We start from the raw sequence: 26768 nt of genomic DNA on the forward strand, positions 1-26768 counted from the left end.
GGCCCCTCCGGGCTTTCCCTTCGTTGTCTCCAACCTTACCAGATCCGTTTCGCGTTTCCGCTCTTCGTTTCCGGCCCCCTATTGGAGCGGGGTTTTTCGTTTCGCGCCTTCCGGCGTGTCCACTACGTTAGCGGATTTCCCCTGCGGTTCATAATCGAGCCATTCGGATCTGATTTCGGCATGCCGAAATCGTCCCCGAGGGGAAGTCGTGCAGTAGTGGTTTGCCGCCGGGCGGCTTGAGTGGCCACCTCTGGAAGGTGACCCGTCCGAGGCAGCTTGAGAACACTACACCACGCCCCGGGGTGCTTCAAACCTGTGGCCGTCAACAGGTTTGCGCGTTACCTTCGGGGCATGACCGAGCATGCGCACTCGTACCTGTGGTGGGCCGCCTGACGGCGGCCGACGCTCAGCGCATGCATCCAACGGCCGCCGCTTCGGCGGCCGTACGTGTTTCTGCTCCGGCTCGCCGACCGCGGTGGTCCCACAGCCGGGAGGAACAGCGATGACGAGGGTCTTCAGCGGGATCAAGCCGACGGGGCACCTGACCCTGGGCAACTACCTGGGCGCCGTGCGGCAGTGGGCGGCTGTGGACCAGCACCGGGCCGAGTCGCTGTTCTGCGTCGTGGACCTGCACGCGCTCACCGTCGAGCACGATCCGGCGCGGGTGCGGCGGCTGAGCCGCCAGGCGGCGACGCTCCTGCTGGCCGCCGGCGTCGACCCGCGGGTCTGCACGCTCTTCGTGCAGAGCCATGTGGACGAGCACGCCCGCCTGGCGTACCTCCTCGAATGCACCGCCACGGACGGGGAGATGCGCAGGATGGTCCAGTACAAGGAGAAGGCGGCCAGGGAGCAGCGGCGGGGCGGCAGCGTGCGGCTGTCGTTGCTGACGTACCCCGTGCTGATGGCGGCGGACATCCTGGCGTACGGGGCGGACGAGGTGCCCGTCGGGGACGACCAGGCGCAGCACGTGGAGCTGACGCGGGATCTGGCGGTGCGGTTCAACCACCGTTACGGGCATGTGTTCACCGTCCCCCGGGCGGTGCTGCCGCAGGTGGCGGCGCGGGTGATGAACCTGCAGGACCCGGGGTCGAAGATGGGCAAGTCGGAGGACACCGGCCCGGGGATCGTCTACCTGCTCGACGAGCCCGATGTCGTCCGCAGGAAGCTGCTGCGGGCGGTGACGGACAGCGGGCAGGACGTGGCGTACGACCCGCAGGAGCGGCCGGGGGTGGCGAACCTGCTGGAGATCCTGTCGGCGTGCACGGGCCGGGCGCCGCAGGACCTCGCGGCGGGGTACGACTCGTACGGCGCCCTGAAGAAGGACACCGCCGAGGCCGTCGTGGAGGAGCTGCGGCCGTTGTGGGAACGGCACGCGGAGCTGGTGGCCGACCCCGGCTACGTGGACGGGGTGCTCAGGGACGGTGCCGAGCGGGCGCGGGCCCTGGCCCGGCCGACGGTCGACGCGGCCTACCGGGCGATCGGGCTGCTGCCGCCGGGCTGAGGACGTGCTGACGGCGGCCGGGGCCTGCTGAACCCGGCCGGCCGGTCAGCCGTTGCCGGAGGCGAGCTCGCGGCTGCGGTCGCGGGCGGCTTCCAGGGCGGCGATCAGGGCGTGGCGCACGCCGTGCTTCTCCAGTTCCCGGATGGCGTTGATGGTGGTGCCGGCCGGGGAGGTGACGGCCTCGCGGAGCTTGACGGGGTGCTCGCCGCTGTCGCGGAGCATCACGGCGGCGCCGATCGCGGACTGCACGATCAGGTCGTGGGCCTGGGCGCGCGGCAGGCCGAGGAGGATGCCGGCGTCGGTCATGGCCTCGACCAGGTAGTAGAAGTACGCGGGTCCGGAGCCGGAGAGGGCGGTGGCGGCGTCCTGCTGGTACTCGGGGATGCGCAGGGTCTTGCCGACCGGCTGGAAAATCTCCTCGGTGCGCAGCAGGTGCTCCTCGGCGGCGTGGCTGCCGCCTGAGATGACGGACATGCCCTCGTCGACCAGGACGGGGGTGTTGGGCATGACGCGGACGACCGCGATGCCGTCGGCGAGGCGCTCCTCGAAGAAGGAGGTCGGGACGCCGGCCGCAGCGCTGATGATCAGCCGGTCGGCGGCGACGTGCGGGGCGAGCTCCTCCAGGAGGGCGGACATGTCCTGCGGCTTCACGGCGAGGATGAGGGTGTCGGCGGTCTTGGCCGCCTCCTCGTTGGAGACCGATTCGACGCCGTAGCGGGCGTGCAGCTCCTGGGCGCGCGCCGGGCGGCGGGCGGTCACGAGGAGGTTCTCCGGCTGCCGGCCGGCACGGAGCATGCCCGACAGAAGGGCCTCGCCGATCTTGCCGGTGCCGAGCACCGCGACTTTCTGCGTCATGGGGTCATCCTCGCACCGTGGGCGGCCCGGAGGCCGTGCCGTCCACGGTGCGGTCACCCTGGGGGATCAGGCCGTACGGCGGCGGAGCGTGGCCGCGCCGAGGGCGAGTGCGAGCGCGGCGCTGCCGGCGACGACGGCGAGGTCGCGGACGAAGTCACCGGTGACGCCGGTGTGGGTGAGGATCTCCTGCATGCCGTCGACGGCGTACGACATGGGCAGGACGTTGGAGATGGCCTCCAGCACCGGCTGCATCCGGTCGCGCGGCATGAGGAGTCCGCAGAGCAGGATCTGCGGCAGCAGCACGGCGGGCATGAACTGCACGGCCTGGAACTCGCTGGCGGCGAAGGCGCTGACGAAGAGCCCGAGGGCGGTGCCCAGGCAGGCGTCGGCGAGGGCGACCAGGAGCAGCAGCCAGGCGGAGCCGGTGACGTCGAGGCCGAGCGCGAGGACGGCGAGCCCGGTGGCGAGGGCGGCCTGGACGACGGCGACGGCGCCGAAGGCGAGGGCGTACCCGGCCAGCAGGTCGCCCTTGCCGAGCGGCATGGACAGCAGGCGTTCCAGGGTGCCCGAGGTGCGTTCGCGCAGCGTCGCGATCGAGGTGACCAGGAACATCGTGATGAGCGGGAAGATGCCCAGCAGCGAGGCGCCGACGGTGTCGAAGGTGCGCGGGCTGGCGTCGTAGACCCAGGACAGCAGGGTGAGCAGGACGCAGGGCACGACGACCATCAGGGCGATGGTGCGCGGGTCGTGGCGCAGTTGCAGCAGTACGCGGCGGGCGGTGGCGAGGGTGCGGCGCGTGCTCATCGGACGGGCTCCTCAGCCTGGTGGGGGAGTTTCCCGGCGGCCTCGTCGACGAGGCGGAGGAAGGCGTCCTCGACGGTGGGGGCGCCGGTGCCCGCGCGCAGCTCGTCGGGGGCGCCCTGGGCGAGGATGCGGCCCTCGCGCATGAGCAGCAGCCGGTGGCAGCGCTCGGCCTCGTCCATGACGTGGCTGGAGACGAGGAGGGTGGCGCCCCGTTCGGCGGCGAGGCGGTGGAAGAGCTCCCACAGGTCGCGGCGCAGGACGGGGTCGAGGCCGACGGTGGGTTCGTCGAGCACGAGCAGTTCGGGGGTGCCGAGGAGCGCCACGGCGAGGGAGACCCGGTTCAGCTGTCCGCCGGAGAGGTTGCCGGCGAGGGCGGTGGCGTGGGAGACCAGGTCGACGTCGGCGATGGCGCGTTCGACGTGGCCGGGGGCGTCGCCGCCGAGGACGGCGGCGAAGTACTCGAGGTTCTGGCGGACGGTCAGGTCGAGGTAGACGGAGGCGGCCTGGGTCACGTAGCCGACGCGATGGCGCAGGTCGCGGTGGCCGGCGGGCAGGCCGAGGACGTCGAGGGTGCCGGTGACGGCCGCCTGGGTGCCGACGACGGCGCGCATGAGGGTCGACTTGCCGCAGCCGCTGGGGCCGAGCAGGCCGGTGATCTCGCCACGGGGGACGGTGAACTCCAGGGCGTCCAGGACGGTGCGGCCGCCGCGGACGACGGTGAGCCCGGAGGCGTGCACGGCGGGTCCGGGGCCCGGACCTCCGGGTTCCTCGGCTTTATTCATCATGCGGTGAATAATGCTCCGGGGCGCCTCGGGGCGTCAAGGAGCAGCGGATGCATCCGTTTGAGTGACGGATCATTTACACTCCGTTTGCTTAAAGAGCTTGCAAAATGGAGTGGCTGTCTGCGCAAAATGGAGGGCGGCTACGCATCGGAACGGGGGCACCTGTGGTATCGGCCAAGGGAGTTGCGCGTGCTGTCGCCGTCATGGCGGCACTGCTGCTCTCCCTGTTCGCGGCGATAGGCTGCGCCGCCGCCGAGCCCGTTCCCGTCTCCGGCCGCGGCGCGGGCACGACGGTGGCGCGCGTGGAGCCCGAGACCCGGAACTGCCTGGCACGCAGGCACGGGAGCAACGGCATACGCCTGGTGCTGCCCGGGACCGTGAGCGTCCCGGCACCGGCACCGGCACCACGGGGCGGCACCGGGACCGATGAGACGGTCCCGGCGGAAGGCGCCCAGGTGTCCGCCGCCGTGACGGCGCCGCGGACCGCCCGGCAGGCGGTACCCCTCTCCAGATCCGGAGAACTACCGATCGCCCTCGGCGCGTTCCGCTGCTGAGGCACGGCCTGCCGCCTGCCCTTCCCTCCTGACCGCGGTCGTCGCCCGCGGCCCGGGCCCCACCCGGCCCGGGCCCGCGCCGGCGCCCGCGCGTCCACGTGCACGCACATGCACTCGTACGCGGCGCCCGCGGCCCGGGAGAACCGTCCCCCCACACTGCTCGACCACGTACGCCCCCGCCCACGCCGGCGCCGGGGCGCAATGGAGGACACCCGCGTGAAGACCTTCATCCCCCCATCCCCCACCTCTTGTTCCGCCCTCCCCCCACCAGCCGTCCGGCCCCTCCGGCCCGTCCGCGGCTCCCTCACCCCCGCCCCCGCGCGGTGAGCCGCCTCATGCGCGCCGCGTCGCGACTGCCCCGCCCGCAGTCGCTGCGCGCCGACGTCACCGCCTCCCTCGTCGTCTTCCTCGTCGCCCTGCCGCTGTGCGTGGGCGTGGCCGTCGCCTCGGGGGTGCCGGCCGAACTCGGCCTGGTCACCGGCATCGTCGGCGGGATCGTGACCGGGCTGCTCCCCGGCAGCAGCCTCCAGGTGTCCGGCCCGGCCGCCGGACTCACCGTCCTGGTCTACGAGGCGGTCCAGGATTTCGGACTGCCCTCACTGGGCGTGCTCGTGCTCTGCGCGGGCGGGCTGCAGCTCGCCATGGGCGTGCTCCGGCTCGGCCGTTGGTTCCGGGCCATCTCCGTCGCCGTCGTCCAGGGCATGCTGGCCGGCATCGGCCTGGTGCTGATCGCCGGACAGGTCTACGCGCTCACCGACACCGCGGCACCGGCAGGCGGCGTCGCGAAGATCGCCGGATTACCGGGACTGGTCGCGGGCACCGTCGCCTCACCCACGGCGCTCACCGCGCTCGCCGTCGGCGGTGGCACCATCGCGGTCCTCGTGCTGTGGCCCCGCATCCCGCGTGCCGCGCGGCTGCTGCCGGGGCAGCTGGCCGCGGTCGCGCTGGCCACGGGCGCGGCCGTGCTGTTCGGCCTGCCGGTCCAGCGCGTCGAGGTGGCGGGGCTGCTCGACGTCGTCCAGCCGCCGGGTGCCGGGCAGTTCGCGGGGCTGGCGAGCCTGTCCGTGATCGGCACCGTGCTGGCCTTCACGCTGATCGCCTCCGCCGAGAGCCTGTTCAGCGCCGCCGCGGTGGACCGGCTCCACGACGGGCCGCGCACGGAGTACGACAAGGAACTCATCGCGCAGGGCGCGGGCAACGCCGTCTGCGGGGCGCTCGGGGCCCTCCCGATGACCGCGGTGATCGTCCGCAGCGCGGCCAACGTGCAGGCGGGCGCCCGTACGAAGGCGGCACGCGTGCTGCACGGCGTGTGGCTGCTGCTGTTCGCCGCGCTGATCCCCGGCGCCCTGGGGGTGATCCCGGTGGCGGCACTGGCGGGTGTGCTGGTGCACGCGGGCTGGAAGCTCGTACCGGTGAAGGAGCTCGTGCCGCTGTGGCGCGCGCACCGGGGCGAGGCCGTCGTCCTGGTGGTGACCGCGACGGCGATCGTGGCCACCAACATGTTCGAAGGGGTCCTCATCGGGCTGCTCACGGCCGTGGTCAAGGCTGCCTGGGAGACCTCGCAGACCCATGTGGAGATCGACGACAAGGGTGAGGGCCCGATCGTCGTCCGCGTGCTGGGCAACGCCACCTTCCTGCGGCTGCCCAAGCTGCTGGAGCAACTGGAGGCGCTGCCCCGTGACCGCCCGATGGAACTCGACCTGCGCCGGCTGCGGCACCTCGACCACGCCTGCGGCATGGCCCTGCTCGGCTGGGCCGAGCGGCACAACGAGGAGGGGGTGACGCCCGTCCGGGTGCAGGGCGCACCGGTGTGACGCGACGGCCCGGGACCGGGCGGGACGGGGCGCCGCCCCTGACCCACGGTTCCGGGCCGTCTCAGGGTCATCCCCTATGGCTTCGGAAGCGGAGCGGAGTGACCGTGGCCATATGAGGCGTTCTACCGATGTATCCCGGGACGTGACCGGAGCCGAGAAGCGGCAGCTCGCGGTGGCCTCGGCCACCCTCGGCCCCTGGCGCCCGGCGGCGGCGGTCGGCGCGATCGGCGGCGGGGTCTCCCTCGCCGCCTCCGCCCTGAGCGGCGACTTCGGGCTCGGCGTCGTCGCCGGCGCCGTGTCCGTCGCGCTGATGCTCTTCTTCCTCGTCGGCGGCGCCGGCGCGGTGACCGGGCGCGGCCCGCGCGCCGACCGCCGCATACGCCGCTGGGCGGCCGCCCACCCTTGGCGCGTCGCGCTGGTCCCGGCGGGGATGCTGCTCGTCACCGACGTCGTGATGCGCCAGATCCTGACCTCCGAGGGCTTCTTCGGCAGCCTCTGGGACGGCCTGTGGCGAGGGGTCCTCGTCGCGGGCGTGGTCGGCGTCGTCGGTTCGGTGGCCGGGAAGCGGCGGGCCGGCTAGGGCCGGCCGCCGTGCCCCGGCCGCCGTGCCTTGACCCCCTCGGTCCTCGACCGTCAGTCCTTGACCGCCACCGTGAGGTCGACCTTGTAGGGCTCGACCACGTGACCGTCCGGGAAGAGCGCCAGCAGCGCGCGCCGCTCGTCGTCGAGGATGCGGCGGGCGGTGTCCGGGGCGAGCACGGCGAAGTAGGAACGGCTGCCGAGCATCGTGAGGTGCGTGTCCAGCGCGACGGTGCGCGTCCAGTGCAGGACGCGGGTCTCGGTGCGCATCCCCAGGCGGGAGCCGAGCGAACGGAGGATGTCCTCCGCCGTCCCCGTCAGGCCGTTCTCGTGGTAGCGGGGGACCGCGCGGGCCAGCCGCTCCTCCTGCTCCCGCACCCAGGCGACGCCCAGGTCCGGCACGTTCCACCACAGCGCGAGCGCGCCGCCCGGCCGCAGCACCCGTGCCGCCTCGGGGGAGGACTTGGCCGCGTCCGTCCAGTGCCACGCCTGGGCGTACGTCACGAAGTCCGCCACCCCGGACGCGAACGGCAGCGCGTCCCCGTCCCCGCGTACGAGCGGCACGTCCGGCTGCCCCGCCCGCAACTGCGCGGCCATCCCCGCCCCGGGCTCCACGGCCGTCACGTTCGCCCCGCGCGCCCGCAGCAGCGCCGTGGCGATCCCCGTCCCGGCCCCCACGTCCAGGACCGCGGCACCGGCGAAGGGACGGCCGCTGATCTCCTCGACGGCGTCGAACAGCTCTCCCGGGTAACCGGGGCGGGCCGCGGCGTACTGCGCGGCGACGGTGTCGAACGACTGGGCGAGCACGCGGTGGGCCGGGTGTGTGGTCATGGGGGTTGTCCTTCCCCGTGGGACGCGGGCGCGACCCACCGCGTGGGCTCGGTCAGACGCACCTTCCGGCGACGTACCCGTCGCTGCCGGTGTGCACGTAGGTGTCGGAGACGTACTGGTCCGGGCCGATCCGGTCCCATATGTTCGATGTGCCGTAGTAGCCGCTGACGGTCTCGCCCGGGGTCTGGCAGAAGATCGGCACCTGGACGTCATAGGGCAGGAGCCTGACGATCTGGTAGTTCGTGCCGGGGCCGGTACGGACGTTGAGCCGTACGTCGGGGGCGACCGGGTAGTACACGAGACTGGGAGCCGCCACGGCTTCGGCGGCACCCCCCAGCACGAGGAACACCGCCCCGGCCATCGTGGCCGCGCCGCCCGCCAGTGCGGCGCGCCTGCTTCTGCCCTTGCTCAACACAGCCTCCCCATGGGTAAGGAACCGCGGGTGATCATCCGCAGCGTCCCGCGACGTAGCCGTCGCTGCCGGTGTGCACGTACGTGTCGGAGACGTACTGGCCGGGGGCGATCCGGTCCCATATGTTCGACGTGCCGTAGTAGCCGCTGACCGTCTCGCCCGGGGTCTGGCAGATGATCGGCACCTTGACGTCGTAGGGCAGTACCTTCACGATCTGGTAGCCCGTGCCGGGGCCGATACGGACGTTGAGCCGTACGTCGGGGGCGACCGAGTAGTACACGAGATCCGCGGACGCCGCGGTCGCCTCGGCGGCACCCCCCAGCACGAGGAAGGTCGCACCGGCCATCGTGGCCGCACCGGTCACCAGCGCCGTGCGCCTGCTCTCGCCCTTGCCCAACACGTTCCTCCTGAGGGACGGATCACTGACGGATGCACGCCGCGGCTCCCCGGTGGGCCGGGGAGCCATGTGGCGTGATGGGCGTGAGTTGTGACGAGCCGGCGCTGTCAGCCGCAGCGTGACGTGACGTACCCGTCACTGCCGGTCTGCACATATGCGTCGGAGACATACTGGTTCGTGCCGATGCAGTCCCAGATGTTCGACGTCCCGTAGTAGCCGCTGACCGTGGTCCCGGGCGTCTGGCAGATGATCGCCACCCTGGCTTCGTACGGCAGGACCTTGACGATGTGGTAGCTCGTCCCGGGGCCGGACCGGACGTTGAGGCGGCATCCGGGCGCGACGGAGTAGGCGATCAAATCAGCTGCCGTGACGGCAACTTCGGTCGCTGCTGCACGGCCGACCTCGCCCGTCGGCTCGTCAAGTTCGTTCTCGGCCATGTGCCCTCCCCCGTGAAGATTCACGCTCTGTCAAGTGCAGGCTAGCAATCCGGACCGTCGCCGTTGCAGGGATCCACTAGGCTCACCGAGTTGCGGCTGCGGACGAACACACGGGGGTGGGGCATGCCGCCATTGCGGAAGCCCGGGACCAGCCCGGAAGCGGAACATCCGGAATATGCGGGACCGTACCGGCTGGAAGGACGGCTCGGCTCGGGCGGCATGGGCGTGGTGCACCTGTCACGCTCGACATCCGGCATGCGGCTGGCGGTCAAGGTCGTGCACGAAGAGTTTGCGGCGGACCCGGAGTTCAGGGCGCGATTCCGCCAGGAGATCACCGCCGCACGACGGGTCAGCGGCGCCTTCACGGCACCTGTCGTGGACGCGGACCCGGATGCCGAACGACCCTGGATGGCGGCGCTGTACATACCCGGGCCGACGCTGGCCGAGTTCGTCAAGCGGAACGGGCCGGTGCCGCCGGCTCAGGCGCGCTACCTCCTGACTGGACTCGCGGAGGCCTTGCGGGACATCCACCGGGTGGGCGTCGTCCACCGCGACCTCAAGCCGAGCAATGTGCTGCTGGCTGCCGACGGTCCCAAGGTCATCGATTTCGGCATCTCGCGACCACCCGACAGCGACGTGCGTACGGAGACGGGCAAGCTCATCGGCACGCCTCCCTTCATGGCGCCCGAACAGTTCAGCCGGCCCCGATCGGTGGGGCCCGCCGCCGACGTCTTCGCCATGGCCGGCGTGCTCGTCCACGCCGTGACGGGACGCAGTCCCTTCGATTCGGACAGCCCCTACATCGTCGCCTACCAAGTGGTCCACGACGAGCCGCACCTCGAAGGCGTCCCCGGAGATCTGCGGCCGCTCATCGAGCGGTGCCTCGCCAAGGACCCGGACCACAGGCCCACTCCGGACGCCTTGATGACGGAGCTGAGAGAAGTCTCGGCCTCGTACGACACCCAGACCTTCGGCTCCTTCGACCTCGAAGGCGTCCTCGCGGACGGGCTCATCCCGGCACAGCGGCAACCGGAGGAAGGCCTGGTCCCGGCCCAGGAAGTGCCGCGGACGGGATCCGGGTCCGATCCCGATGCGTCCGATCCGGTACCGAAGACTCCCGGGCCCCGGCTCCGCAGAGCCCGTTATGCCCTCGTCGGGGTCCTGACCTTGAGCGTGCTCGCCGCAGGCGCCTTCCTCCTGGCTCAACGTCACGGCGGCGACTCGCCGTTGGGCTCGGCCGGATCCCCGGTCTCCGCCGACGCGGATTTCCACCCGTGGGAAACGGTCCTCCGGGGAGACAGCAGCGACGGCATGGCAGCGTGCACTTCCGGTGCGGGAGCGCTGTTCTGCACCGGACCAGGTATCCAAGCATCGAAGCTGGACGCCGACAGCGGGCTCATACAGTGGTCGGTCCGCAAGACCCATGTGAAGGGCAGCACTCAGAACTCCCTCCGTCCGCCCGTACTCCTGGGCGGCGTCGTCCGCGTGGTGAGCGACGACGAATCACGGCTGACCGGTCTGTCCGCGGCAACGGGCAAGGTGCGCTGGACCCGCGACATCTCCTCCTACCGGAGCGCGTACTACAGCGCCGGGAGCACCGTGCTGCTCGCTGGAGGCAACGGAGAGGTCATCGCGGTGGACGGCACCACCGGCCGGGAGAGCTGGCGCGCGAACCTGCCGGGCCACGTGCAGCCGTCGTTGGCCACGTACGGCGCCTCGGGACGTCTCTACGCCGTCGAGGTCAGCCCGGACGGCCGCCACACGCTGGTCACCGCGGTGAACGAGACCGATGGAACGGTGCGGGGACACGTCCTGCTCGACGGGCAACTGGACCCGGTGGGTGAGTCCGGCACGGCCCTCTTCCTGACCTCCTTGGACGCCTTCGCCCGCACCAACGCCATCGTCCGGCTGGACACCGCGACCTGGTCGCACCGGCGGATCCCGGTCACCCCGTTCCTCAACGGGCCGCAGACCGCGGTGCGGGGGGACATGGTCTACCTCCTTGGCTACGGAGGCGAGCTGACGGGTGTCGACACCCGTCGCCCCGAACAAGGCGCGGGGAGCGGATCATGGCATTTGGAGACGTCGGTGAGCGGTGGATCCACTCCCACCGTCGCCGGGGGCCGGCTGTACTTCACCGCCGTCGACGGACGCCTCCTGGCCGTGGACGCCGAGCGGGGTGTCTTCCTCGGCCAGACGGAGCCACGCCTGCCGACGCGTCCGGGCAACTACCCGGGATCCCCGCCCTCCCCCGTCGTCGCCGACGGGAAGGTGTTCGCGACCGCACCGGACGGCAGTGTGTTCGCCGTGGACGCGAAGGACCCCTCCCGCTGGTGATCGTGGGGATCGGCGGAAGGGGTCCCGGGGACGACGACGGGGGCGGGCCCGGGGTCAGCCCTCGAGCTTCGTGACGTCGCGGACGGCGCCCTTGTCGGCGCTGGTGGCCATCGCGGCGTACGCCTTGAGGGCCAGGGAGACCTTGCGGTCGCGGTTCTTGGGGGCGTAGACGCCGCCGAGGGCGGCACGGCGGGCGGCCAGTTCCTCCTCGGGGACGAGGAGTTCGATGCTGCGGCCGGGGATGTCGATGCGGATGCGGTCGCCGTCCTCGACCAGCGCGATCGTGCCGCCGGACGCCGCCTCGGGGGAGGCGTGGCCGATGGACAGGCCCGAGGTGCCGCCGGAGAAGCGGCCGTCGGTGACGAGGGCGCAGGCCTTGCCGAGGCCGCGGCCCTTGAGGAAGGAGGTGGGGTAGAGCATCTCCTGCATGCCGGGACCGCCCTTGGGGCCCTCGTAGCGGATGACGACGACGTCGCCCTCCTTGACCTCCTTGCGGAGGATCTTGTCGACGGCCTCCTCCTGGGACTCGCAGACCACGGCCGGGCCCTCGAAGGTCCAGATGGACTCGTCGACGCCGGCGGTCTTCACCACGCTGCCGTCGACGGCGAGGTTGCCGTGGAGCACGGCCAGGCCGCCGTCCTTGGAGTAGGCGTGCTCGGCGGAGCGGATGCAGCCCTCGGCGGCGTCGAGGTCGAGGGCCTCCCAGCGCTCGGACTGGGAGAAGGCCTCGGCGGAGCGGACGCAGCCGGGGGCGGCGTGCCAGAGTTCCTCGGCCTCGGCGGAGGGGGAGCCGCCGCGCACGTCCCAGGTCTTGAGCCAGTCGGCGAGCGACGGGGAGTGGACGGAGTGGACGTCCTCGTTGAGCAGGCCGGCCCGGTGGAGTTCGCCCAGCAGGGCGGGGATGCCGCCGGCCCGGTGCACGTCCTCCATGTAGTACGTGCGGTTCTTCGCGACGTTGGGCGCGACCTTGGCCAGGCACGGCACGCGCCGGGAGACGGCGTCGATGTCGGTGAGGCCGAAGGGGACCTCCGCCTCCTGGGCCGCGGCCAGCAGGTGGAGGATCGTGTTGGTGGAGCCGCCCATGGCGATGTCGAGGGCCATGGCGTTCTCGAAGGCCTCGAAGGTGGCGATCGAGCGCGGCAGCACGGACTCGTCGTCCTGCTCGTAGTAGCGCCGGGTGATGTCGACGACCGTGCGGCCGGCGTCCTCGTACAGCGCCTTGCGGGCGGTGTGGGTGGCCAGGACCGAGCCGTTGCCGGGCAGCGACAGGCCCATCGCCTCGGTGAGGCAGTTCATCGAGTTGGCGGTGAACATGCCGGAACACGAGCCGCAGGTGGGGCAGGCGTTCTCCTCGATGCGGAGGATGTCCTCGTCGGAGATCTTGTCGTTGACGGCGTCTGCGATCGCGTCGATCAGGTCGAGGGTGCGGACGGTGCCGTCGACGAGGGTGGCGCGGCCGGCCTCCATGGGGCCGCCGGAGACGAAGACGGTGGGGATGTTGAGGCGCAGGGCGGCCATCAGCATGCCCGGGGTGATCTTGTCGCAGTTGGAGATGCAGATCAGCGCGTCGGCGCAGTGCGCCTCGACCATGTACTCGACGGAGTCGGCGATCAGGTCGCGGGAGGGCAGCGAGTAGAGCATGCCGCCGTGGCCCATGGCGATGCCGTCGTCGACGGCGATCGTGTTGAACTCGCGCGGCACGGCGCCCGCGGCCTTGATCGCCTCGCTGACGATGCGGCCGACGGGCTGCAGGTGGGTGTGCCCGGGCACGAACTCCGTGAAGCTGTTGGCCACCGCGATGATCGGCTTGCCGATGTCCTCGCTCGCTACGCCCGAGGCGCGCATGAGGGCGCGGGCGCCCGCCATGTTGCGGCCGTGGGTGACTGTGCGGGACCTCAGCTCGGGCACGGGGACCACTCCCTACGTTTCCATCTCGGAGCCTTCGAGCGTACGCCCCCGGTCGTGGTACGCGGCGGTGTGTCCGTATTGCGGACGGCGAGTCCACCGTGTGGATGGCGATCCGGTACCGGACACGACGGGTCCGCAGCGGGCCGACGACAGGGCGCTCTCCCCCATTGTCGACCCATCTGCCATGCGGGCGGCTCACCCCGTGACGGGCCCGGGATCGGTCAGGTAGCGCTGGAGGGTCGGCGCGATGAGGTCGATGACGTCCTCCATGTCCGCCGACGCCAGCGGCTCGAGCTTGATGACGTAGCGCATCATCACGATGCCGATCATCTGGGCGCCCGCGAGTTCCGCGCGGAGCCGGGGGTCGGGGACCTTCAGCTCCGACGCGACGCGCTCCAGCAGCCGCCGCAGGACGATGCCGCGCAGCACGCCCGCGGCGGTGTCGTTGGTCACGGCGGAGCGGACGATCGCCAGCATGGGGGCCCGGGAGACCGGGTTCTCCCAGATGGCGACGAAGAAGCGGGCCAGGCGCTCGCCGACGCCCTCGGGGCCGGTCGCCAGGACGTCGGGGACGCCGAAGGCGGCCTCGAAGCTCAACTCGATCGAGGCTTCGAAGACCTGCTCCTTCGCCCCGAAGTAGTGGTGCACCAGCGCCGGGTCCACGCCCGCGGACTTGGCGATGGAACGGATCGAGGTCTTGTCGTAGCCGCGGGCGGAGAACTCCTGCCGGGCCGCGGCGAGGATCAGCTCGCGGGTCTCGGCGGTGCCCGAGCGGCTCCCGGCGGGGCGGCCGCGGCCGCGCCTGCCGGTCCCGTCCTCGGGAGCCATCAGCGCACCCGTGCGGCCGCGGCGAGGTGCAGCCGGGTGAAGGCCAGCGCCTCGGCGAGGTCCGCCTCGCGCTCGGCGGCCGACATCGCGCGCCGGGTGTTCACCTCGATCACCACATGGCCGTCGAAGCCACGCGAGGCCAGGCCCTCCAGCACCTCCGCGCAGGGCTGGTTGCCGCGTCCGGGCACCAGGTGCTCGTCCTTGCCGGAGCCGCTGCCGTCGGCCAGGTGGACGTGACCGAGCCGGTCGCCCATGCGGTCGAGCATCTCCAGCGTCCCGGTCCTGGCCGTGGAGGTGTGCGAGAGGTCGATGGTGAAGTGCCGGTAGTCGTCCTTGGTGGGGTCCCAGTCGGGGGCGTAGGCGAGCATCTCCCGGTCGCGGTAGCGCCACGGGTACATGTTCTCGACGGCGAACCGGACGTCGGTCTCGTTCGCCATCCGCCAGATGCCGGCGACGAACTCCCGCGCGTAGCTGCGCTGCCAGCGGAACGGCGGGTGGACGACCACGGTCGAGGCGCCCAGCTTCTCCGCCGCCGCCTGGGCCCGCTGCAGCTTCACCCAGGGGTCGGTCGACCACACCCGCTGGGTGATCAGCAGGCAGGGGGCGTGCACCGCCAGGATGGGGATGCCGTGGTAGTCCGACAGGCGGCGCAGCGCCTCGATGTCCTGGCTGACCGGGTCGGTCCACACCATCACCTCGACGCCGTCGTAGCCCAGCCGGGCCGCGATCTCGAAGGCCGTCGCCGTGGACTCGGGGTAGACCGAGGCCGTGGACAGCGCGACCTTCGCGTCCGGTACGCGCACGGTGTGTCCGTTCGGGTCCACAGGGTCAGGGGCTGCCACGGGGAACAGCGTACGGCGGCCGGTCGGCCCGACGGCACATCGCACCCGGCCGACGTGACGCGATCGACACGCGGGGCGGCGCGGCGCGGCGCCCGCACGGCGACGGACGCCGTGCGCCGCGCTCAGCCCCGGTCGCTCGTCATCAGGTCGAGGCGCCGCAGGATGACGCCCTCGCGCAGCGCCCACGGGCAGACCTCCAGCTCGGTGACCCCGAACAGGTCCATCGCCGCGTCCGCGACCAGCGCCCCGGCCAGCAGCTGGCGGGCCCGGCCCTCCGACACGCCCGGGAGGGCCCGGCGGGCGCCCTCCGTCATGGCGGCCAGCCGCGGCACCCACTCCGCCAGCGCCTTGCGGCTCAGCGTGCGCTGCACGTACAGGCCCTCGGCGGAGCGGGCCGCGCCCGCGATCCGGGCCAGTTGCTTGAAGGTCTTGGAGGTGCCCACCACGTGGTCGGGCCCGCCGAGCCGGCTGAACTCCGCCACGGTGCGGGCGATCTCGGCGCGCACGTGCTTGCGCAGGCCGCGCACGTCCTCGGAGGTGGGCGGGTCGCCGGGGAGCCAGCCGCTGGTGAGCCGGCCGGCGCCGAGCGGCAGGGAGACCGCGGCGTCCGGGTCCTCGTCCATGCCGTAGGCGACCTCCAGGGAGCCGCCGCCGATGTCCAGCATGAGCAGCCGGCCGGCGGACCAGCCGAACCAGCGGCGGGCGGCGAGGAAGGTGAGCCGTGCCTCGTCCTCCCCGGACAGCACGGTCAGGGCGACCCCGGTCTCGGCGGCGACCCGGGCGAGCACCTGCTCGCCGTTGGCGGCCTCGCGCACCGCGCTGGTGGCGAAGGGCAGGACGTCCTCGACGCCCTTGTCCTCGGCGACGACCAGGGCCTCGGCGACCTGGGCGACCAGCCGCCGCACGCCGTCCTCGCGGATCGCGCCGTCCTCGTCCAGCAGCTCCGCCAGCCGCAGCTCCGCCTTGTGGGAGTAGGCGGGGAGCGGACGCGCGCCGGGGTGCGCGTCCATGACCAGAAGGTGGACGGTATTCGAACCCACGTCGAGGACACCGAGTCTCATGCCCGGAACGCTACTGCGCCGCGCCTTGACCGGGGACATGCGGGGTATGGGCACCTGCGCGGGTGACCACTGGAGGAGCTTCACATGCTTACCCTGACATCGTGGCGAAGGTGAAAAAGGCGACGAAGCGGCAGCATCACCCGGACGTGTCGGACGAGGTCGGGCTCGATTTCCCCCGCGCGTGGGTCGAGTTCCCCGATCCGGCCGACGAGGAACAGGTCTTCCGGTGCGACCTGACGTGGCTCACCTCACGGTGGAACTGCGTCTTCGGCCGCGGCTGCGAGGGCATCCAGGCGGGCCGGGCCGACGACGGCTGCTGCACCCTCGGCGCGCACTTCTCGGACGACGACGACGAGAAGCGCGTCGCGGGGCACGTGGAGCGGCTCACCCCGGAGCTGTGGCAGTTCCACGGGGTCGGCGAGGAGGACGGCTGGGCCGAGGTCAACGAGGACGGCGACCGGCAGACCCGGCGGCACCAGGGCGCCTGCATCTTCCTCAACCGCCCCGGCTTCCCCGCGGGCGCCGGGTGCGCCCTGCACACGCTCGCGCTCAAGGAGGGCCGCGAGCCGCTGGAGACCAAGCCGGACGTGTGCTGGCAGCTGCCGATCCGGCGGACGTACGACTGGGTGGACCGGCCCGACGACACGCGCGTGCTGATGATCTCGATCGGCGAGTACGACCGGCGCGGCTGGGGCCCCGGCGGTCACGACCTGCACTGGTGGTGCACGGGCGCGCGGTCCGCGCACGGCGCGGGCGAACCGGTGTACGTCTCGTACCGGGCGGAGCTCACCGAGCTGATGGGGCCGCGGGGCTACGACCGGCTCGTCGAGCTGTGCGAGCAGCGGCTCGCCTCCCTGCTGCCGATGGCGCCGCACCCCGCCGACCCGGTCCCGGGCTCCCGCGGCGGGGATCAGGGGCCGGACGGGGACGAGGACGCCTAGTCGTCGCCCTGGTCGTCGCCCTGGGCGGAGGACGGGGAGGCCGAGGGGCTCTGGCTCGGCGGGTCGCTCGGTGACGGGTCGGGGGCGGACGGGGTCGGAGAGGGGTCGAGGGAAGGCGACGGCCTCCCCCTCCCCTCGATCGTGACGACCGCGCCCGACGGGTCGAACCAGATCCGTGCCGTCCACGGCCCCACGGGCTCCCGCGAGCGGTCCACGGAGACCGTCAGCGTCATGCTCTCCCCGGGCCGCAGCCTGCCGTGGCTCCGGCTCAGCCGCAGCCACGGTTCGGAGGTGGCCGCCCGCCAGCGGACCGGCGCCGCGCCCTCGGCGGTGAGGGTGACGACGGTGACGTGACCGCGCGAGCGGGCCTCGACGAGCAGCCGGCCCGGGCGGGGCGCCGAGCGGTCGTCGCCGTCCGTGGCGTCGCCCGGCGGTGAGGCGGAGCCCCGGGCACCGGCCGAGGCGGAGGCGGTGGCGGACGCCGAGGGGGCGGCGGACACGACGGAGACCGACAGACGGCCCTGGCCGCCGCGCGTGGAACGCCCGCGCGCGTCGGCCGCGCCCGCGACACCGGCCTTCTCGTACTGCACGCCGTCGAGGCCCTCGCCGGCGCTGAAGGAACCTTCCCCCTTGTGCTCGGGCGCCAGCGGCGCCCCGTGGTACGCCGCCCACAGCGCCAGCACCGGTGCCGCGACGACGGCCGCGACCACCGTGGAGGTCACCGCGCGGTGCCGCATCCGGGCCCGCCGCGCCATCCGCTCCTTCAGGTCCATCGGGAAGCCGTGCCGGTCGAAGCGCGGGGTGCCCTGGCGGGCGCGCCCGACGCCGCCCCGCATGGCGTGCAGCAAGGCGGCGTACGCGGCGGAGCGGGGCGCCTCGACCGTCGACAGCACGGCCGTCGCGGCGGTGGTGGCCAGGCCCGGCCAGGGTCCCGTCGCCACGGCGCGCTCGGCCGTGACCCGGCAGTGCGCGCACACGTCGACGTGGGTCACCAGCTCGCGGCGGAGCGCCGAGCCCAGCAGCACCCGGGCGTCACCGGCGAGGCGGGCGACCGCCGCGCAGTTGCCGAGCTCGACCACGGCGAGCGCCGCCCGGGTGCGCTCCACCTCGCAGGCCGCCTGGGCGAGCAGTGCGCGCGTCGCGTCCGGCTCCCGCCCGACGACCAGGGCCACCTCGTGCGGCGCCAGCTGGTGGCGGACGGCGAGCTCCAGCGCCTCGCGCTGCTCGGGGGTGGTGCCGGCCGCCTCGGGCCAGGCCAGCGCCGCCAGTTCGCCGCGTCTGCGGGCGGCCACGTCCGCCGAGGCCTGCACCGATACCGGCCGCCCCTCGGCCAGGGTGCGCAGGCAGGCCCAGCGGGCCAGCGCGTACAGCCAGGGCCTGCGCAGCTCGGGGTCGCGCAGCCGGGCGCGCTGGCGCTCGGCCACGGCCAGCACGTCGCCGAGGGCGGCGGCGGCGGAGTCGTGCTCGCACAGCACGGAGAGGCAGTAGGTGAACAGCCCGTCCAGGTACGGCTCGTAGTGCGCCGGGGGCTGCGCGGGCAGGGTCCCCTGCGGGCGTGGCCGCCGCCGCGCCGGGGACCCGGGGGTCCCCGGCGCGGTGCGGCCACGCTGGACCGGCGCGCGGTGTCGGCGGTGCGCGCCGGTTGTCTGGGAGGGTGTGTCAGACCTGCTGCTCATCACTCCGTGACGGTAGGACCACGACCCGTACGCCCTCAGGCATCACGGCGGGCTTTAATCCAAATGGGTGGTGATCCCGCCCGAAAGAGCACACGCGGCTCACCCCGTCGGGTGACCCTCCGGCCACGTGCGCGAGCCTTTTCCGGAGCGGGACGGCAGGGACCCGCGCCCCGGCGGTGCGGCGTTGTCGGTGGCACCCGATAGCGTGCGGCACATGGCTGCCCGCACCCGCCCCGCTTCCAAGGACCGTCCGTCGTACCGCTGCACGGAGTGCGGCTGGACGACCGTCAAGTGGCTCGGCCGCTGCGGTGAGTGCCAGGCGTGGGGCACGGTCGAGGAGTACGGCGGCGCGTCGCCGGTGCGCACGACCGCGGCCGGCCGGGTGACGACGCCGGCCAAGCCGATCGGGCAGGTGGACGGCCGCCAGGCCACCGCGCGCGGCACGGGCGTGCCGGAGCTGGACCGGGTCCTGGGCGGCGGGCTGGTGCCCGGGGCCGTGGTGCTGCTCGCGGGGGAGCCGGGCGTCGGCAAGTCGACGCTGCTGCTGGACGTCGCCGCGAAGGCGGCCGGGCCCCAGGCGCGCACGCTCTACGTGACCGGCGAGGAGTCCGCGTCGCAGGTACGGCTGCGGGCCGACCGCATCGGCGCCCTGTCCGACCACCTCTACCTCGCCGCCGAGACCGACCTGTCGGCGGTGCTGGGGCATCTGGACGACGTCAAGCCCTCGCTGCTGATCCTGGACTCGGTGCAGACGGTCGCCTCCCCCGAGATCGACGGAGCCCCCGGCGGCATGGCCCAGGTCCGCGAGGTGGCGGGCGCGCTCATCCGCGCCTCGAAGGAGCGCGGCATGTCGACGCTGCTCGTCGGCCACGTCACCAAGGACGGCGCGATCGCGGGCCCCCGGCTGCTGGAGCACCTGGTGGACGTGGTGCTGTCCTTCGAGGGCGACCGCCACGCCCGCCTGCGGCTGATCCGGGGCATCAAGAACCGCTACGGCGCCACCGACGAGGTCGGCTGCTTCGAGCTGCACGACGAGGGCATCACGGGCCTGGCCGACCCGTCCGGCCTCTTCCTGACCCGGCGCGACGAGCCGGTCCCCGGCACGTGCCTGACGGTCACCCTGGAGGGCAAGCGCCCGCTGGTCGCCGAGGTGCAGGCGCTGACCGTCGACACCCAGATCCCCTCCCCGCGCCGTACGACCTCCGGCCTGGAGAACTCCCGGGTGTCGATGATGCTGGCGGTGCTGGAGCAGCGCGGCCGGATCCGGTCGATCGGCAAGCAGGACATCTACACGGCGACCGTCGGCGGCGTGAAGCTCGGGGAGCCGGCCGCCGACCTGGCGGTGGCGCTCGCCCTGGCCAGCGCCGCGATCGACACGCCGCTGCCGAAGAACCTGGTCGCGGTGGGTGAGGTGGGCCTGGCGGGCGAGGTCAGGAGGGTCACCGGGGTGCAGCGCAGGCTCGCCGAGGCGGCCCGGCTGGGCTTCACCCACGCCCTCGTGCCGCCGGACCCGGGGAAGATCCCGTCGGGGATGAAGGTGACGGAGGTGGCGGACATAGGGGACGCCTTGCGCGTCCTGCCCAAGAGGGCCCCACGTCCCTGACCCTTCCGACGGTAAACTTTGCCCTGGTCTCGCCCATCCGGGCATCCGTACGACCGGAGGAGAGCAGTGGCAGCCAACGACCGGGCGTCAGCTCCCGGCAAGGCCTGGAGTCGCGAGGGCTCGGGCGGTGAGGGTCTGATGCGCGCCTCCCTGAGCGCCGTGGCCCCCGGCACGGGCCTTCGGGACGGCCTCGAGCGGGTCCTGCGCGGCAACACCGGCGGCCTCATCGTGCTGGGCATGGACAAGACCGTCGAATCACTGTGCACCGGCGGTTTCGTGCTGGACGTCGAGTTCAGCGCCACCAGGCTGCGCGAGCTGTGCAAGCTCGACGGCGCCCTCATCCTCGACCGGGACATCACCAAGATCGTGCGGGCCGGGGTCCAGCTGGTGCCGGACGCGTCGATCCCCACCGAGGAGACCGGCACCCGGCACCGCACCGCGCAGCGGGTCTCCATCCAGACCGGCTTCCCGGTCGTCTCCGTCAGCCAGTCGATGCGGCTGATCGCCCTGTACGTGGCCGGTCAGCGCCGCGTCCTGGAGGACTCCGCGGCCATCCTCTCCCGCGCCAACCAGGCGCTGGCCACCCTGGAGCGCTACAAGCTGCGCCTGGACGAGGTCGCGGGCACCCTCTCCGCCCTGGAGATCGAGGACCTGGTCACCGTCCGGGACGTCACGGCGGTCGCGCAGCGCCTGGAGATGGTGCGCAGGATCGCCACGGAGATCGCGGAGTACGTCGTCGAGCTGGGCACCGACGGCCGACTGCTCTCCCTGCAGCTGGACGAGCTGATCGCGGGCGTCGAGCCCGAGCGCGAGCTGGTCGTCCGCGACTACGTGCCGGAGCCGACCGCCAAGCGCAGCCGCACGGTCCCCGAGGCGCTCACCGAACTGGACTCGCTGCCCCAGGGCGAGCTGCTCGAACTCCCCACCGTGGCAAGGGCGCTGGGCTATGCCGGCTCCCCCGAGGCACTGGACTCCGCGGTCTCGCCGCGCGGTTACCGGCTGCTGGCGAAGGTGCCCCGGCTGCCGAACACGATCGTGGAGCGGCTGGTCGAGCACTTCGGCGGGCTGCAGAAGCTGCTCGCCGCGAGCGTGGACGACCTGCAGACGGTCGACGGCGTCGGCGAGGCCCGGGCCCGCTCCGTCCGCGAGGGGCTGTCGCGCCTCGCGGAGTCCTCCATCCTGGAACGCTACGTCTGAGGCCTGGGGGTACCGGAGGTCCTGGGGGTCCCGGAGGTCCCGGGGGTCCCGCCCCGTGCCGGACGTCCGGGCGTCCTGGCCGCCCCGGACGTCCTAGACGTTCTTCAGGACGAAGGACGTCTGCTTCGCGGAGCGGCCCGGGAGCTTCACCTCGAGCAGGTAGGTGCCGTACGGGGCCGCCCCGCCCTTGGGCGTGGCGCACCGCGGGGAGCTCGTCCGGCGGTCCCACTCGACGTCGTACGAGGTCGAGCCGCCCGCCGGGACCTGCAGCAGGTACGGGGCACGGCTCTTGGGGCAGTCGTCGCTGGCCCACACGTGGTGGTCGTTGACGTCGCTGATGGAGAAGACCGCCGAGTCCGGGCCGAAGTCCAGCTTGCAGGCGGTGGCGGAGGGGTTGGTCGCGGTCAGCGTGAACCGGGGCCGCTCACCGGGTTCGTAGGCGTTGTCGGTGCTGCGCACGCTCAGCGAGACGCCCGGCCCGCAGTTGGGCAGCGAGGAGCCCGCGGGCAACTGCGCACCGCCGCTGCCGCTGCCACCGCCGCCGGAACCACCCGCGTCCGCGGCGCCCGCGGCACCGGCGTCCGTGGCGTCACCGCCGTCGTCGCCGCCGGAGTCGGCGCCCTGCGAACTGCCGCCCGTGGCACCGGAGTCGCCGGCGCCGCCGTCCGTGGCGTCACCGCCGTCGTCGCCGCCGGAACCACCGCCGACCGAGCCGCCCGGGCGGGAGCTGTTGAGCGGACCGCTCGCGGACGGGCCGGGGGTGATGGACGGCGCGGGTGAACGGCCGTCCGGCCCGTTGGCGCTGTTCCCCCCGCCGTCACGGGAGTTGACGGCCCATACGACGAGGACGGTGAGCAGCCCGACCAGGAGCAGCACAACCGCCCGTCGCCGCCAGTAGATGGAGGACGGGAGAGGTCCCACGGGATTGCGCATTGAGCCCACGCGCAAACCTTATGCGGTTTCCCTTGAATCGGACCAAGGCACGCGCGGCACGCTGGCAACTTGTGTGATTGATCAGCAGATCTCCCCTCCGTTCCGGGGAGCTCCCCCACCCGTTCGCGCTGCCCGCCGCGGCGGCCCCGGGGACGTAGGATCGGAGGCGCTATGAACGACGACCGCGACCACCAGCAACTGCACTCCCCCGTGATCGACTGGTTCGACGACAACGCCCGGGACCTTCCGTGGCGGCGTCCCGAAGCGGGCGCCTGGGGCGTCATGGTCAGCGAGTTCATGCTGCAGCAGACCCCGGTCAGCCGGGTCCTGCCGGTGTACGGGACGTGGCTGGAGCGCTGGCCCACGCCGGGCGCCCTCGCGGCGGAGCCCTCCGGGGAGGCGGTCCGCGCCTGGGGCCGGCTCGGCTATCCGCGCCGGGCGCTGCGGCTGCATGCCGCGGCGACCGCGATCGCCCAGCTGCACGGCGGTGAAGTGCCCACGGAGCATGCCGAGTTGCTGGCCCTCCCGGGGGTCGGCGAGTACACGGCCGCCGCGGTGGCCTCCTTCGCGTACGGGCAGCGGCACGCGGTGCTGGACACCAATGTGCGCCGGGTCTTCGCGCGCGCCGTGACCGGTGTGGAGTACCCGCCGAACGCGACGACCGCCGCCGAGCGCCGGATCGCCCACCGGATGCTCCCCGCCGACGAGGCCACCGCCGCCCGCTGGGCCGCGGCCACGATGGAACTGGGCGCCCTGATCTGCACCGCCCGCGGCCCCGAGTGCGTGCGCTGCCCGATCGCCGGGCAGTGCGCCTGGCGGCTGGCCGGCTCCCCCGCGCACGAGGGACCGCCCCGCCGCGGCCAGACGTACGCCGGCACCGACCGCCAGGTCCGGGGCAGGCTGCTGGCCGTGCTGCGCGAGGCCACGGAGCCGGTGCCGCAGGCCGAGCTGGACGCCGTGTGGCACGAGCCCGTCCAGCGCGCCCGGGCCCTGGACGGCCTGGTCGCCGACGGCCTGGTGGAACCCCTCGAGGACGGCCTGTACCGGCTGCCCGGCTGAGCGCCGCACACTCCGGACGGCCCTGTCGTTACACAACCGATGGGTGGCTGTGGGTCCGCTGTGCGGCGGTGGTCGCGAAAGCCGTACATCCGCTCCGTAGCGTCGACCTGGTCGTAATCAAGCGCGCCGGACGGAGGGACGCCATGGCGGCGAACGCCCAGGGGACAGCCCAGGTCATGGACTTCGAGGAGTACGTGCGGAACCGGCAGGAGGCCCTGCTGCGCAGCGCGCGCCGGCTCGTCCCCGACCCGATCGACGCCCAGGACCTGGTGCAGACGGCGCTGGCCCGCACCTACCCGCGCTGGGGCGACATCGCCGACAAGAACCTGGCCGACGCGTACATGCGCCGGGTGATGATCAACACCCGTACCGAGTGGTGGCGCGCCCGCCGGCTGGAGGAGGTGCCGACGCCCGAGCTGCCGGAGGGTTCCGTGGACGACGGCGCCGACCAGCGGGCCGACCGGGCGATGCTGCTGGACGCGCTCGGCATGCTGGCCCCCAAGCAGCGCCAGGTGGTGCTGCTGCGCCACTACCGGCAGCTCAGCACGGAGGAGACGGCGCACGCGCTGGGCATGTCGGTGGGTACCGTGAAGAGCACGCTGCACCGGGCGCTGGCGCGGCTGCGCGCCGAGCTCGAGCGGCAGAGCAACGGATACGGAAGGCCCGTGGAGCCCGCCACGGGCAGGACGGAGGGCGTGTGCGCCGCAGCGTAGTCCCGGTGGGCACCGCTGCCGCCGCTGTCGCGGTGTGCGGGGCGCTCGTCGCCGTGACCAGCTGCCGCGACGCCGGCGGCGTGCGCGAGGAGGGCACCGCCGCGGTCGCCTCCCCCGCCCTGCCGTCCCCCTCGGTGTCGGCGCCGGTCCCGGACGCCCGCACGCTGGACGGCGGCCGGTCGGCGGACCCGCGGGCGGTGGACGCCAAGGCCGCAGCGGACGTGGTGCGCCTGGTGAAGCACGACCCGAAGGTGGCCCGGGACATCCGGGACAGCCTGGTGGCCTGCGCCGCGCCGTCCACGGGTGCGGGGACCCGCCCGAAGGCCGCGGAGCAGCCGTACCCGGTGGACCGCCGCTCGGGCCGGCTGACCGGCGGGGACGGCACGGACCTGGTGGTCAACGTCTCGACCTGCGCGGACAGCGTGGGCATCGGGAGCTACGTCTACCGCCGGGTGGACGGCGCGTACGTCAACGTCTTCGCCGACGAGCAGCCCCCCGTCTTCGCCGAGATCGGCGACGGCACCCTGAAGGTGACCCACCAGGTGTACGAGCCGCAGGACGCGGTCTCCAACCCCTCGGGCGAGGACGTGACCACGTACCGGTGGAACGGCTCCCGCTTCGAGGAGGTCTCGTTCTCCCACCGCGACTACGAGACGGACGACGGCACCGGGAGCGGTCCGCATGGCTGACACGCACGTCCTGTTCGTCGAGGACGACGACGTCATCCGCGAGGCGACGACCCTGGCGCTGGAGCGCGACGGCTTCGACGTGACCGCCGTGCCGGACGGCCTGGCCGGGCTGGAGGCGTTCCGGGCCCGGCAGCCTGACCTGGCGCTGCTGGACGTGATGGTGCCGGGCCTGGACGGGGTGAGCCTGTGCCGGCGCATCCGGGACGAGTCGACGGTGCCGGTGATCATGCTCTCGGCGCGGGCCGACTCGATCGACGTCGTGCTGGGCCTGGAGGCGGGTGCCGACGACTACGTCACCAAGCCCTTCGACGGGGCCGTGCTGACCGCCCGCATGCGGGCGGTGCTGCGGCGCTTCCGGGTGGCCGCGGCGGACGAGCCCCCGGCCGGGGCCGGGGCGCTGACCTTCGGGGACCTGGAGGTGGACCCGGAGGGGATGGAGGTGCGGCGCGCCGGCGACCGCCTGGCGCTGACGCCCACGGAGATGCGGCTGCTGCTGGAGTTCTCGGCGGCGCCGGGGACGGTGCTGTCCCGGGACCGGCTGCTGGAGCGGGTCTGGGACTACGAGTGGGGCGGCGACACCCGGGTGGTGGACGTCCATGTGCAGCGGCTGCGGGCGAAGATCGGGCAGGAGCGCATCGAGACGGTGCGCGGCTTCGGCTACAAGCTCAGGGGCTGACGCGGTGACCGCGCGTCCCGGGGGCCCCGTCGCGAGGAGGGCCCGTCCGCTGCCGAAGATCGGGCTGCGCTGGAAGGTCTGCGTGGCGATCGCCGTGGTGTCGGCGCTGGTCGCGCTGGTGCTGAGCCTGGTGGTGCACAACGCGGCCCGGGCCAGCATGATCGACAACTCCCGTGACGTGCAGAACGAGCGGGTGCAGTTCGCCCAGCGGATCTACGAGTCCACCGGCCGGCTCACCTTCGACGCCCGGCTGGACGACCCGGACCTGCCCGCGCCGCTGAAGCGGCTGGCCCGGGAGGGCAAGCGGGCCACCTACGTCTCCGACACCGGCGGCGCGCCCGTGGTGTGGGCGGAGACCCCGCTGGCGGACGGCAAGGTCCTGTCCCTCAATTCGGCGTTCACCGACCGCTTCTCGGTCCTGGAGGACCTGGACCAGGCGCTGGTCATCGGCTCGTCGGCGGTCGTCGTGGGCGGCACGGCGCTGGGCGTGCTCATCGGCGGGCAGTTGTCCCGGCGGCTGCGCAAGGCGGCCGAGGCGGCCGGCCGGGTGGCCGACGGGGAGACGAACGTAAGGGTGCGCGACGCGATCGGCGGCCGGGTCCGGGACGAGACGGACGAGCTGGCGCGCGCCGTGGACGCCATGGCGGACGTCCTGGCCGGCCGGCTGGAGGCGGAGCGCCGGGTCACCGCGGACATCGCCCACGAGCTGCGCACCCCGGTGACGGGGCTGGTCACCGCGGCCGAGCTGCTGCCGCCGGGCCGCCCCTCCGAGCTGGTCAGGGACCGCTCGCAGGCGCTGCGCACGCTCGTCGAGGACGTCCTGGAGGTCGCCCGGCTGGACGGCGCCGCCGAGCAGGCCGACCTCCAGGACGTGGCGCTCGGCGACTTCGTACGGCGCAGGGTCGCGGCCGCGGCTCCCGAGGCGACCGTGACCGTCCGCGACGACGCCGTCGTCCGCACCGACCCGCGCCGGCTGGAGCGCGTCCTGGGCAACCTGCTGGCGAACGCCGGGCGGCACGGCCGGCCGCCCGTCGAGGTCACCGTCGACGGCCCGTACGTGGAGGTCCGCGACCACGGCCCGGGCTTCCCCCGCGACCTGCTCCGCGACGGCCCGAGCCGCTTCCGCACGGGCAGCAGCGACCGGGCCGGCAGCGGCCACGGTCTGGGGCTGACCATCGCCACCGGTCAGACCCGCGTCCTCGGCGCCCGTCTCACCTTCCGCAACGTGCCCGAGGAGGAGGGCGGCGGCGCGGTCGCCCGCTTGCTGCTGCCCCGCGAGTGACGGCGGGTCCGACGCGGCCGTCCCACGCCGCGGGCCGCAGGTTCCCCGCCGAACGGA

The 26768-nt window shown here is 73.2% G+C and carries 26 protein-coding genes; 13 read left to right on the top strand and 13 right to left on the bottom strand.

Annotation, left to right across the window (positions count from 1 at the left end):
• The first annotated feature begins 502 nt into the window (after positions 1 to 502).
• Entirely contained in the window at positions 503 to 1501 is a 999-nt protein-coding gene (gene trpS / locus ACFYYN_RS28980) for a tryptophan--tRNA ligase (protein WP_500548106.1), read from the top strand.
• 45 nt (positions 1502 to 1546) lie between these two features.
• Here trpS and proC read toward each other — a convergent pair whose 3' ends face one another.
• From proC to ACFYYN_RS28995, 3 genes are all read right to left on the bottom strand, one after another.
• Positions 1547 to 2356, bottom strand: coding sequence for a pyrroline-5-carboxylate reductase (gene proC, locus ACFYYN_RS28985; protein ID WP_499513254.1), 810 nt, complete (start codon positions 2354 to 2356; stop codon positions 1547 to 1549).
• Positions 2357 to 2422: 66 nt separating this feature from the next.
• Complete coding sequence (locus ACFYYN_RS28990; protein ID WP_500548107.1) at positions 2423 to 3160, bottom strand: ABC transporter permease; 738 nt, start codon at positions 3158 to 3160, stop codon at positions 2423 to 2425.
• On the bottom strand, positions 3157 to 3945 hold the full coding sequence (locus ACFYYN_RS28995) for an ABC transporter ATP-binding protein (RefSeq protein ID WP_500548108.1): 789 nt from the start codon (positions 3943 to 3945) through the stop codon (positions 3157 to 3159). The genes ACFYYN_RS28990 and ACFYYN_RS28995 overlap by 4 nt, the downstream gene beginning before the upstream one ends.
• 200 nt (positions 3946 to 4145) lie before the next feature.
• Here ACFYYN_RS28995 and ACFYYN_RS29000 point away from each other — a divergent pair, with 200 nt between their 5' ends.
• The 3 genes from ACFYYN_RS29000 to ACFYYN_RS29010 all read left to right on the top strand — a co-directional run bounded on the left by ACFYYN_RS29000 (position 4146) and on the right by ACFYYN_RS29010 (position 6890).
• A complete protein-coding gene (locus ACFYYN_RS29000) occupies positions 4146 to 4496 on the top strand; it encodes a hypothetical protein (protein WP_500535978.1) in 351 nt (116 codons plus the stop codon).
• A gap of 335 nt (positions 4497 to 4831) precedes the next feature.
• Positions 4832 to 6310 (top strand): SulP family inorganic anion transporter, encoded by a 1479-nt coding sequence (locus tag ACFYYN_RS29005; RefSeq protein WP_500548109.1) that lies wholly within the window; start codon positions 4832 to 4834, stop codon positions 6308 to 6310.
• 142 nt (positions 6311 to 6452) lie between these two features.
• Positions 6453 to 6890: a hypothetical protein gene (locus ACFYYN_RS29010; RefSeq protein ID WP_500548110.1), complete on the top strand. Its 438-nt coding sequence runs from the start codon at positions 6453 to 6455 to the stop codon at positions 6888 to 6890.
• Positions 6891 to 6943: 53 nt separating this feature from the next.
• Here ACFYYN_RS29010 and ACFYYN_RS29015 read toward each other — a convergent pair whose 3' ends face one another.
• The 4 genes from ACFYYN_RS29015 to ACFYYN_RS29030 all read right to left on the bottom strand — a co-directional run bounded on the left by ACFYYN_RS29015 (position 6944) and on the right by ACFYYN_RS29030 (position 8966).
• Positions 6944 to 7720 (bottom strand): class I SAM-dependent methyltransferase, encoded by a 777-nt coding sequence (locus ACFYYN_RS29015; RefSeq protein ID WP_500330156.1) that lies wholly within the window; start codon positions 7718 to 7720, stop codon positions 6944 to 6946.
• A gap of 52 nt (positions 7721 to 7772) precedes the next feature.
• Positions 7773 to 8081, bottom strand: coding sequence for an SH3 domain-containing protein (locus ACFYYN_RS29020; RefSeq protein ID WP_500440074.1), 309 nt, complete (start codon positions 8079 to 8081; stop codon positions 7773 to 7775).
• An 85-nt stretch (positions 8082 to 8166) separates the two neighbouring features.
• Positions 8167 to 8478: an SH3 domain-containing protein gene (locus tag ACFYYN_RS29025; protein WP_500548205.1), complete on the bottom strand. Its 312-nt coding sequence runs from the start codon at positions 8476 to 8478 to the stop codon at positions 8167 to 8169.
• Positions 8479 to 8636: 158 nt separating this feature from the next.
• Positions 8637 to 8966: an SH3 domain-containing protein gene (locus ACFYYN_RS29030; RefSeq protein ID WP_500548111.1), complete on the bottom strand. Its 330-nt coding sequence runs from the start codon at positions 8964 to 8966 to the stop codon at positions 8637 to 8639.
• 219 nt (positions 8967 to 9185) lie between these two features.
• On the opposite strand from ACFYYN_RS29030, the gene ACFYYN_RS29035 reads away from it, so the two are divergent.
• Positions 9186 to 11303, top strand: coding sequence for a serine/threonine-protein kinase (locus ACFYYN_RS29035; protein WP_500548112.1), 2118 nt, complete (start codon positions 9186 to 9188; stop codon positions 11301 to 11303).
• A 54-nt stretch (positions 11304 to 11357) separates the two neighbouring features.
• Here ACFYYN_RS29035 and ilvD read toward each other — a convergent pair whose 3' ends face one another.
• The 4 genes from ilvD to ACFYYN_RS29055 form a co-directional block, all read right to left on the bottom strand.
• The gene (gene ilvD, locus ACFYYN_RS29040) at positions 11358 to 13211 is read right to left on the bottom strand and encodes a dihydroxy-acid dehydratase (RefSeq protein WP_500548113.1); all 1854 of its coding nucleotides are present in this window, start codon (positions 13209 to 13211) and stop codon (positions 11358 to 11360) included.
• A gap of 195 nt (positions 13212 to 13406) precedes the next feature.
• A complete protein-coding gene (locus tag ACFYYN_RS29045; RefSeq protein ID WP_500548114.1) occupies positions 13407 to 14039 on the bottom strand; it encodes a TetR/AcrR family transcriptional regulator in 633 nt (210 codons plus the stop codon).
• A complete protein-coding gene (locus tag ACFYYN_RS29050) occupies positions 14039 to 14842 on the bottom strand; it encodes a sugar phosphate isomerase/epimerase family protein (protein WP_500330252.1) in 804 nt (267 codons plus the stop codon). Before ACFYYN_RS29050 ends, ACFYYN_RS29045 begins: the two co-directional genes overlap by 1 nt.
• A 161-nt stretch (positions 14843 to 15003) precedes the next feature.
• Entirely contained in the window at positions 15004 to 15942 is a 939-nt protein-coding gene (locus ACFYYN_RS29055; RefSeq protein ID WP_500548115.1) for a Ppx/GppA family phosphatase, read from the bottom strand.
• Between the two features lie 101 nt (positions 15943 to 16043).
• On the opposite strand from ACFYYN_RS29055, the gene ACFYYN_RS29060 reads away from it, so the two are divergent.
• The gene (locus ACFYYN_RS29060; RefSeq protein ID WP_500330168.1) at positions 16044 to 16883 is read left to right on the top strand and encodes a DUF3109 family protein; all 840 of its coding nucleotides are present in this window, start codon (positions 16044 to 16046) and stop codon (positions 16881 to 16883) included.
• On the opposite strand, the gene ACFYYN_RS29065 is transcribed toward ACFYYN_RS29060, so the two are convergent.
• Complete coding sequence (locus tag ACFYYN_RS29065) at positions 16880 to 18559, bottom strand: BACON domain-containing protein (RefSeq protein WP_500548116.1); 1680 nt, start codon at positions 18557 to 18559, stop codon at positions 16880 to 16882. The two genes, ACFYYN_RS29060 and ACFYYN_RS29065, sit on opposite strands and share 4 nt — an antisense overlap.
• A 214-nt stretch (positions 18560 to 18773) precedes the next feature.
• On the opposite strand from ACFYYN_RS29065, the gene radA reads away from it, so the two are divergent.
• Together radA and disA are read left to right on the top strand one after the other, a co-directional pair.
• On the top strand, positions 18774 to 20162 hold the full coding sequence (gene radA / locus ACFYYN_RS29070) for a DNA repair protein RadA (RefSeq protein ID WP_500330171.1): 1389 nt from the start codon (positions 18774 to 18776) through the stop codon (positions 20160 to 20162).
• Positions 20163 to 20228: 66 nt separating this feature from the next.
• The gene (disA, locus tag ACFYYN_RS29075) at positions 20229 to 21359 is read left to right on the top strand and encodes a DNA integrity scanning diadenylate cyclase DisA (protein ID WP_500330173.1); all 1131 of its coding nucleotides are present in this window, start codon (positions 20229 to 20231) and stop codon (positions 21357 to 21359) included.
• A gap of 93 nt (positions 21360 to 21452) precedes the next feature.
• Here disA and ACFYYN_RS29080 read toward each other — a convergent pair whose 3' ends face one another.
• A complete protein-coding gene (locus ACFYYN_RS29080) occupies positions 21453 to 22280 on the bottom strand; it encodes a hypothetical protein (RefSeq protein WP_500548117.1) in 828 nt (275 codons plus the stop codon).
• A 183-nt stretch (positions 22281 to 22463) separates the two neighbouring features.
• Here ACFYYN_RS29080 and ACFYYN_RS29085 point away from each other — a divergent pair, with 183 nt between their 5' ends.
• From ACFYYN_RS29085 to ACFYYN_RS29105, 5 genes are all read left to right on the top strand, one after another.
• The gene (locus ACFYYN_RS29085; protein ID WP_500548118.1) at positions 22464 to 23351 is read left to right on the top strand and encodes an HhH-GPD family protein; all 888 of its coding nucleotides are present in this window, start codon (positions 22464 to 22466) and stop codon (positions 23349 to 23351) included.
• Positions 23352 to 23494: 143 nt separating this feature from the next.
• Positions 23495 to 24064: a SigE family RNA polymerase sigma factor gene (locus ACFYYN_RS29090; protein WP_499513235.1), complete on the top strand. Its 570-nt coding sequence runs from the start codon at positions 23495 to 23497 to the stop codon at positions 24062 to 24064.
• Positions 24049 to 24753, top strand: coding sequence for a hypothetical protein (locus tag ACFYYN_RS29095; RefSeq protein WP_500548119.1), 705 nt, complete (start codon positions 24049 to 24051; stop codon positions 24751 to 24753). The genes ACFYYN_RS29090 and ACFYYN_RS29095 overlap by 16 nt, the downstream gene beginning before the upstream one ends.
• Complete coding sequence (gene cseB, locus ACFYYN_RS29100) at positions 24746 to 25429, top strand: two-component system response regulator CseB (protein WP_500548120.1); 684 nt, start codon at positions 24746 to 24748, stop codon at positions 25427 to 25429. The genes ACFYYN_RS29095 and cseB overlap by 8 nt, the downstream gene beginning before the upstream one ends.
• Positions 25350 to 26711, top strand: a complete 1362-nt coding sequence (locus tag ACFYYN_RS29105) for a sensor histidine kinase (protein ID WP_500330181.1) — start codon at positions 25350 to 25352, stop codon at positions 26709 to 26711. Before cseB ends, ACFYYN_RS29105 begins: the two co-directional genes overlap by 80 nt.
• Positions 26712 to 26768: the final 57 nt, after the last annotated feature.

Source organism: Streptomyces sp. NPDC001902, assembly GCF_042891295.1.
Classification (GTDB): Bacteria; Actinomycetota; Actinomycetes; order Streptomycetales; family Streptomycetaceae; genus Actinacidiphila.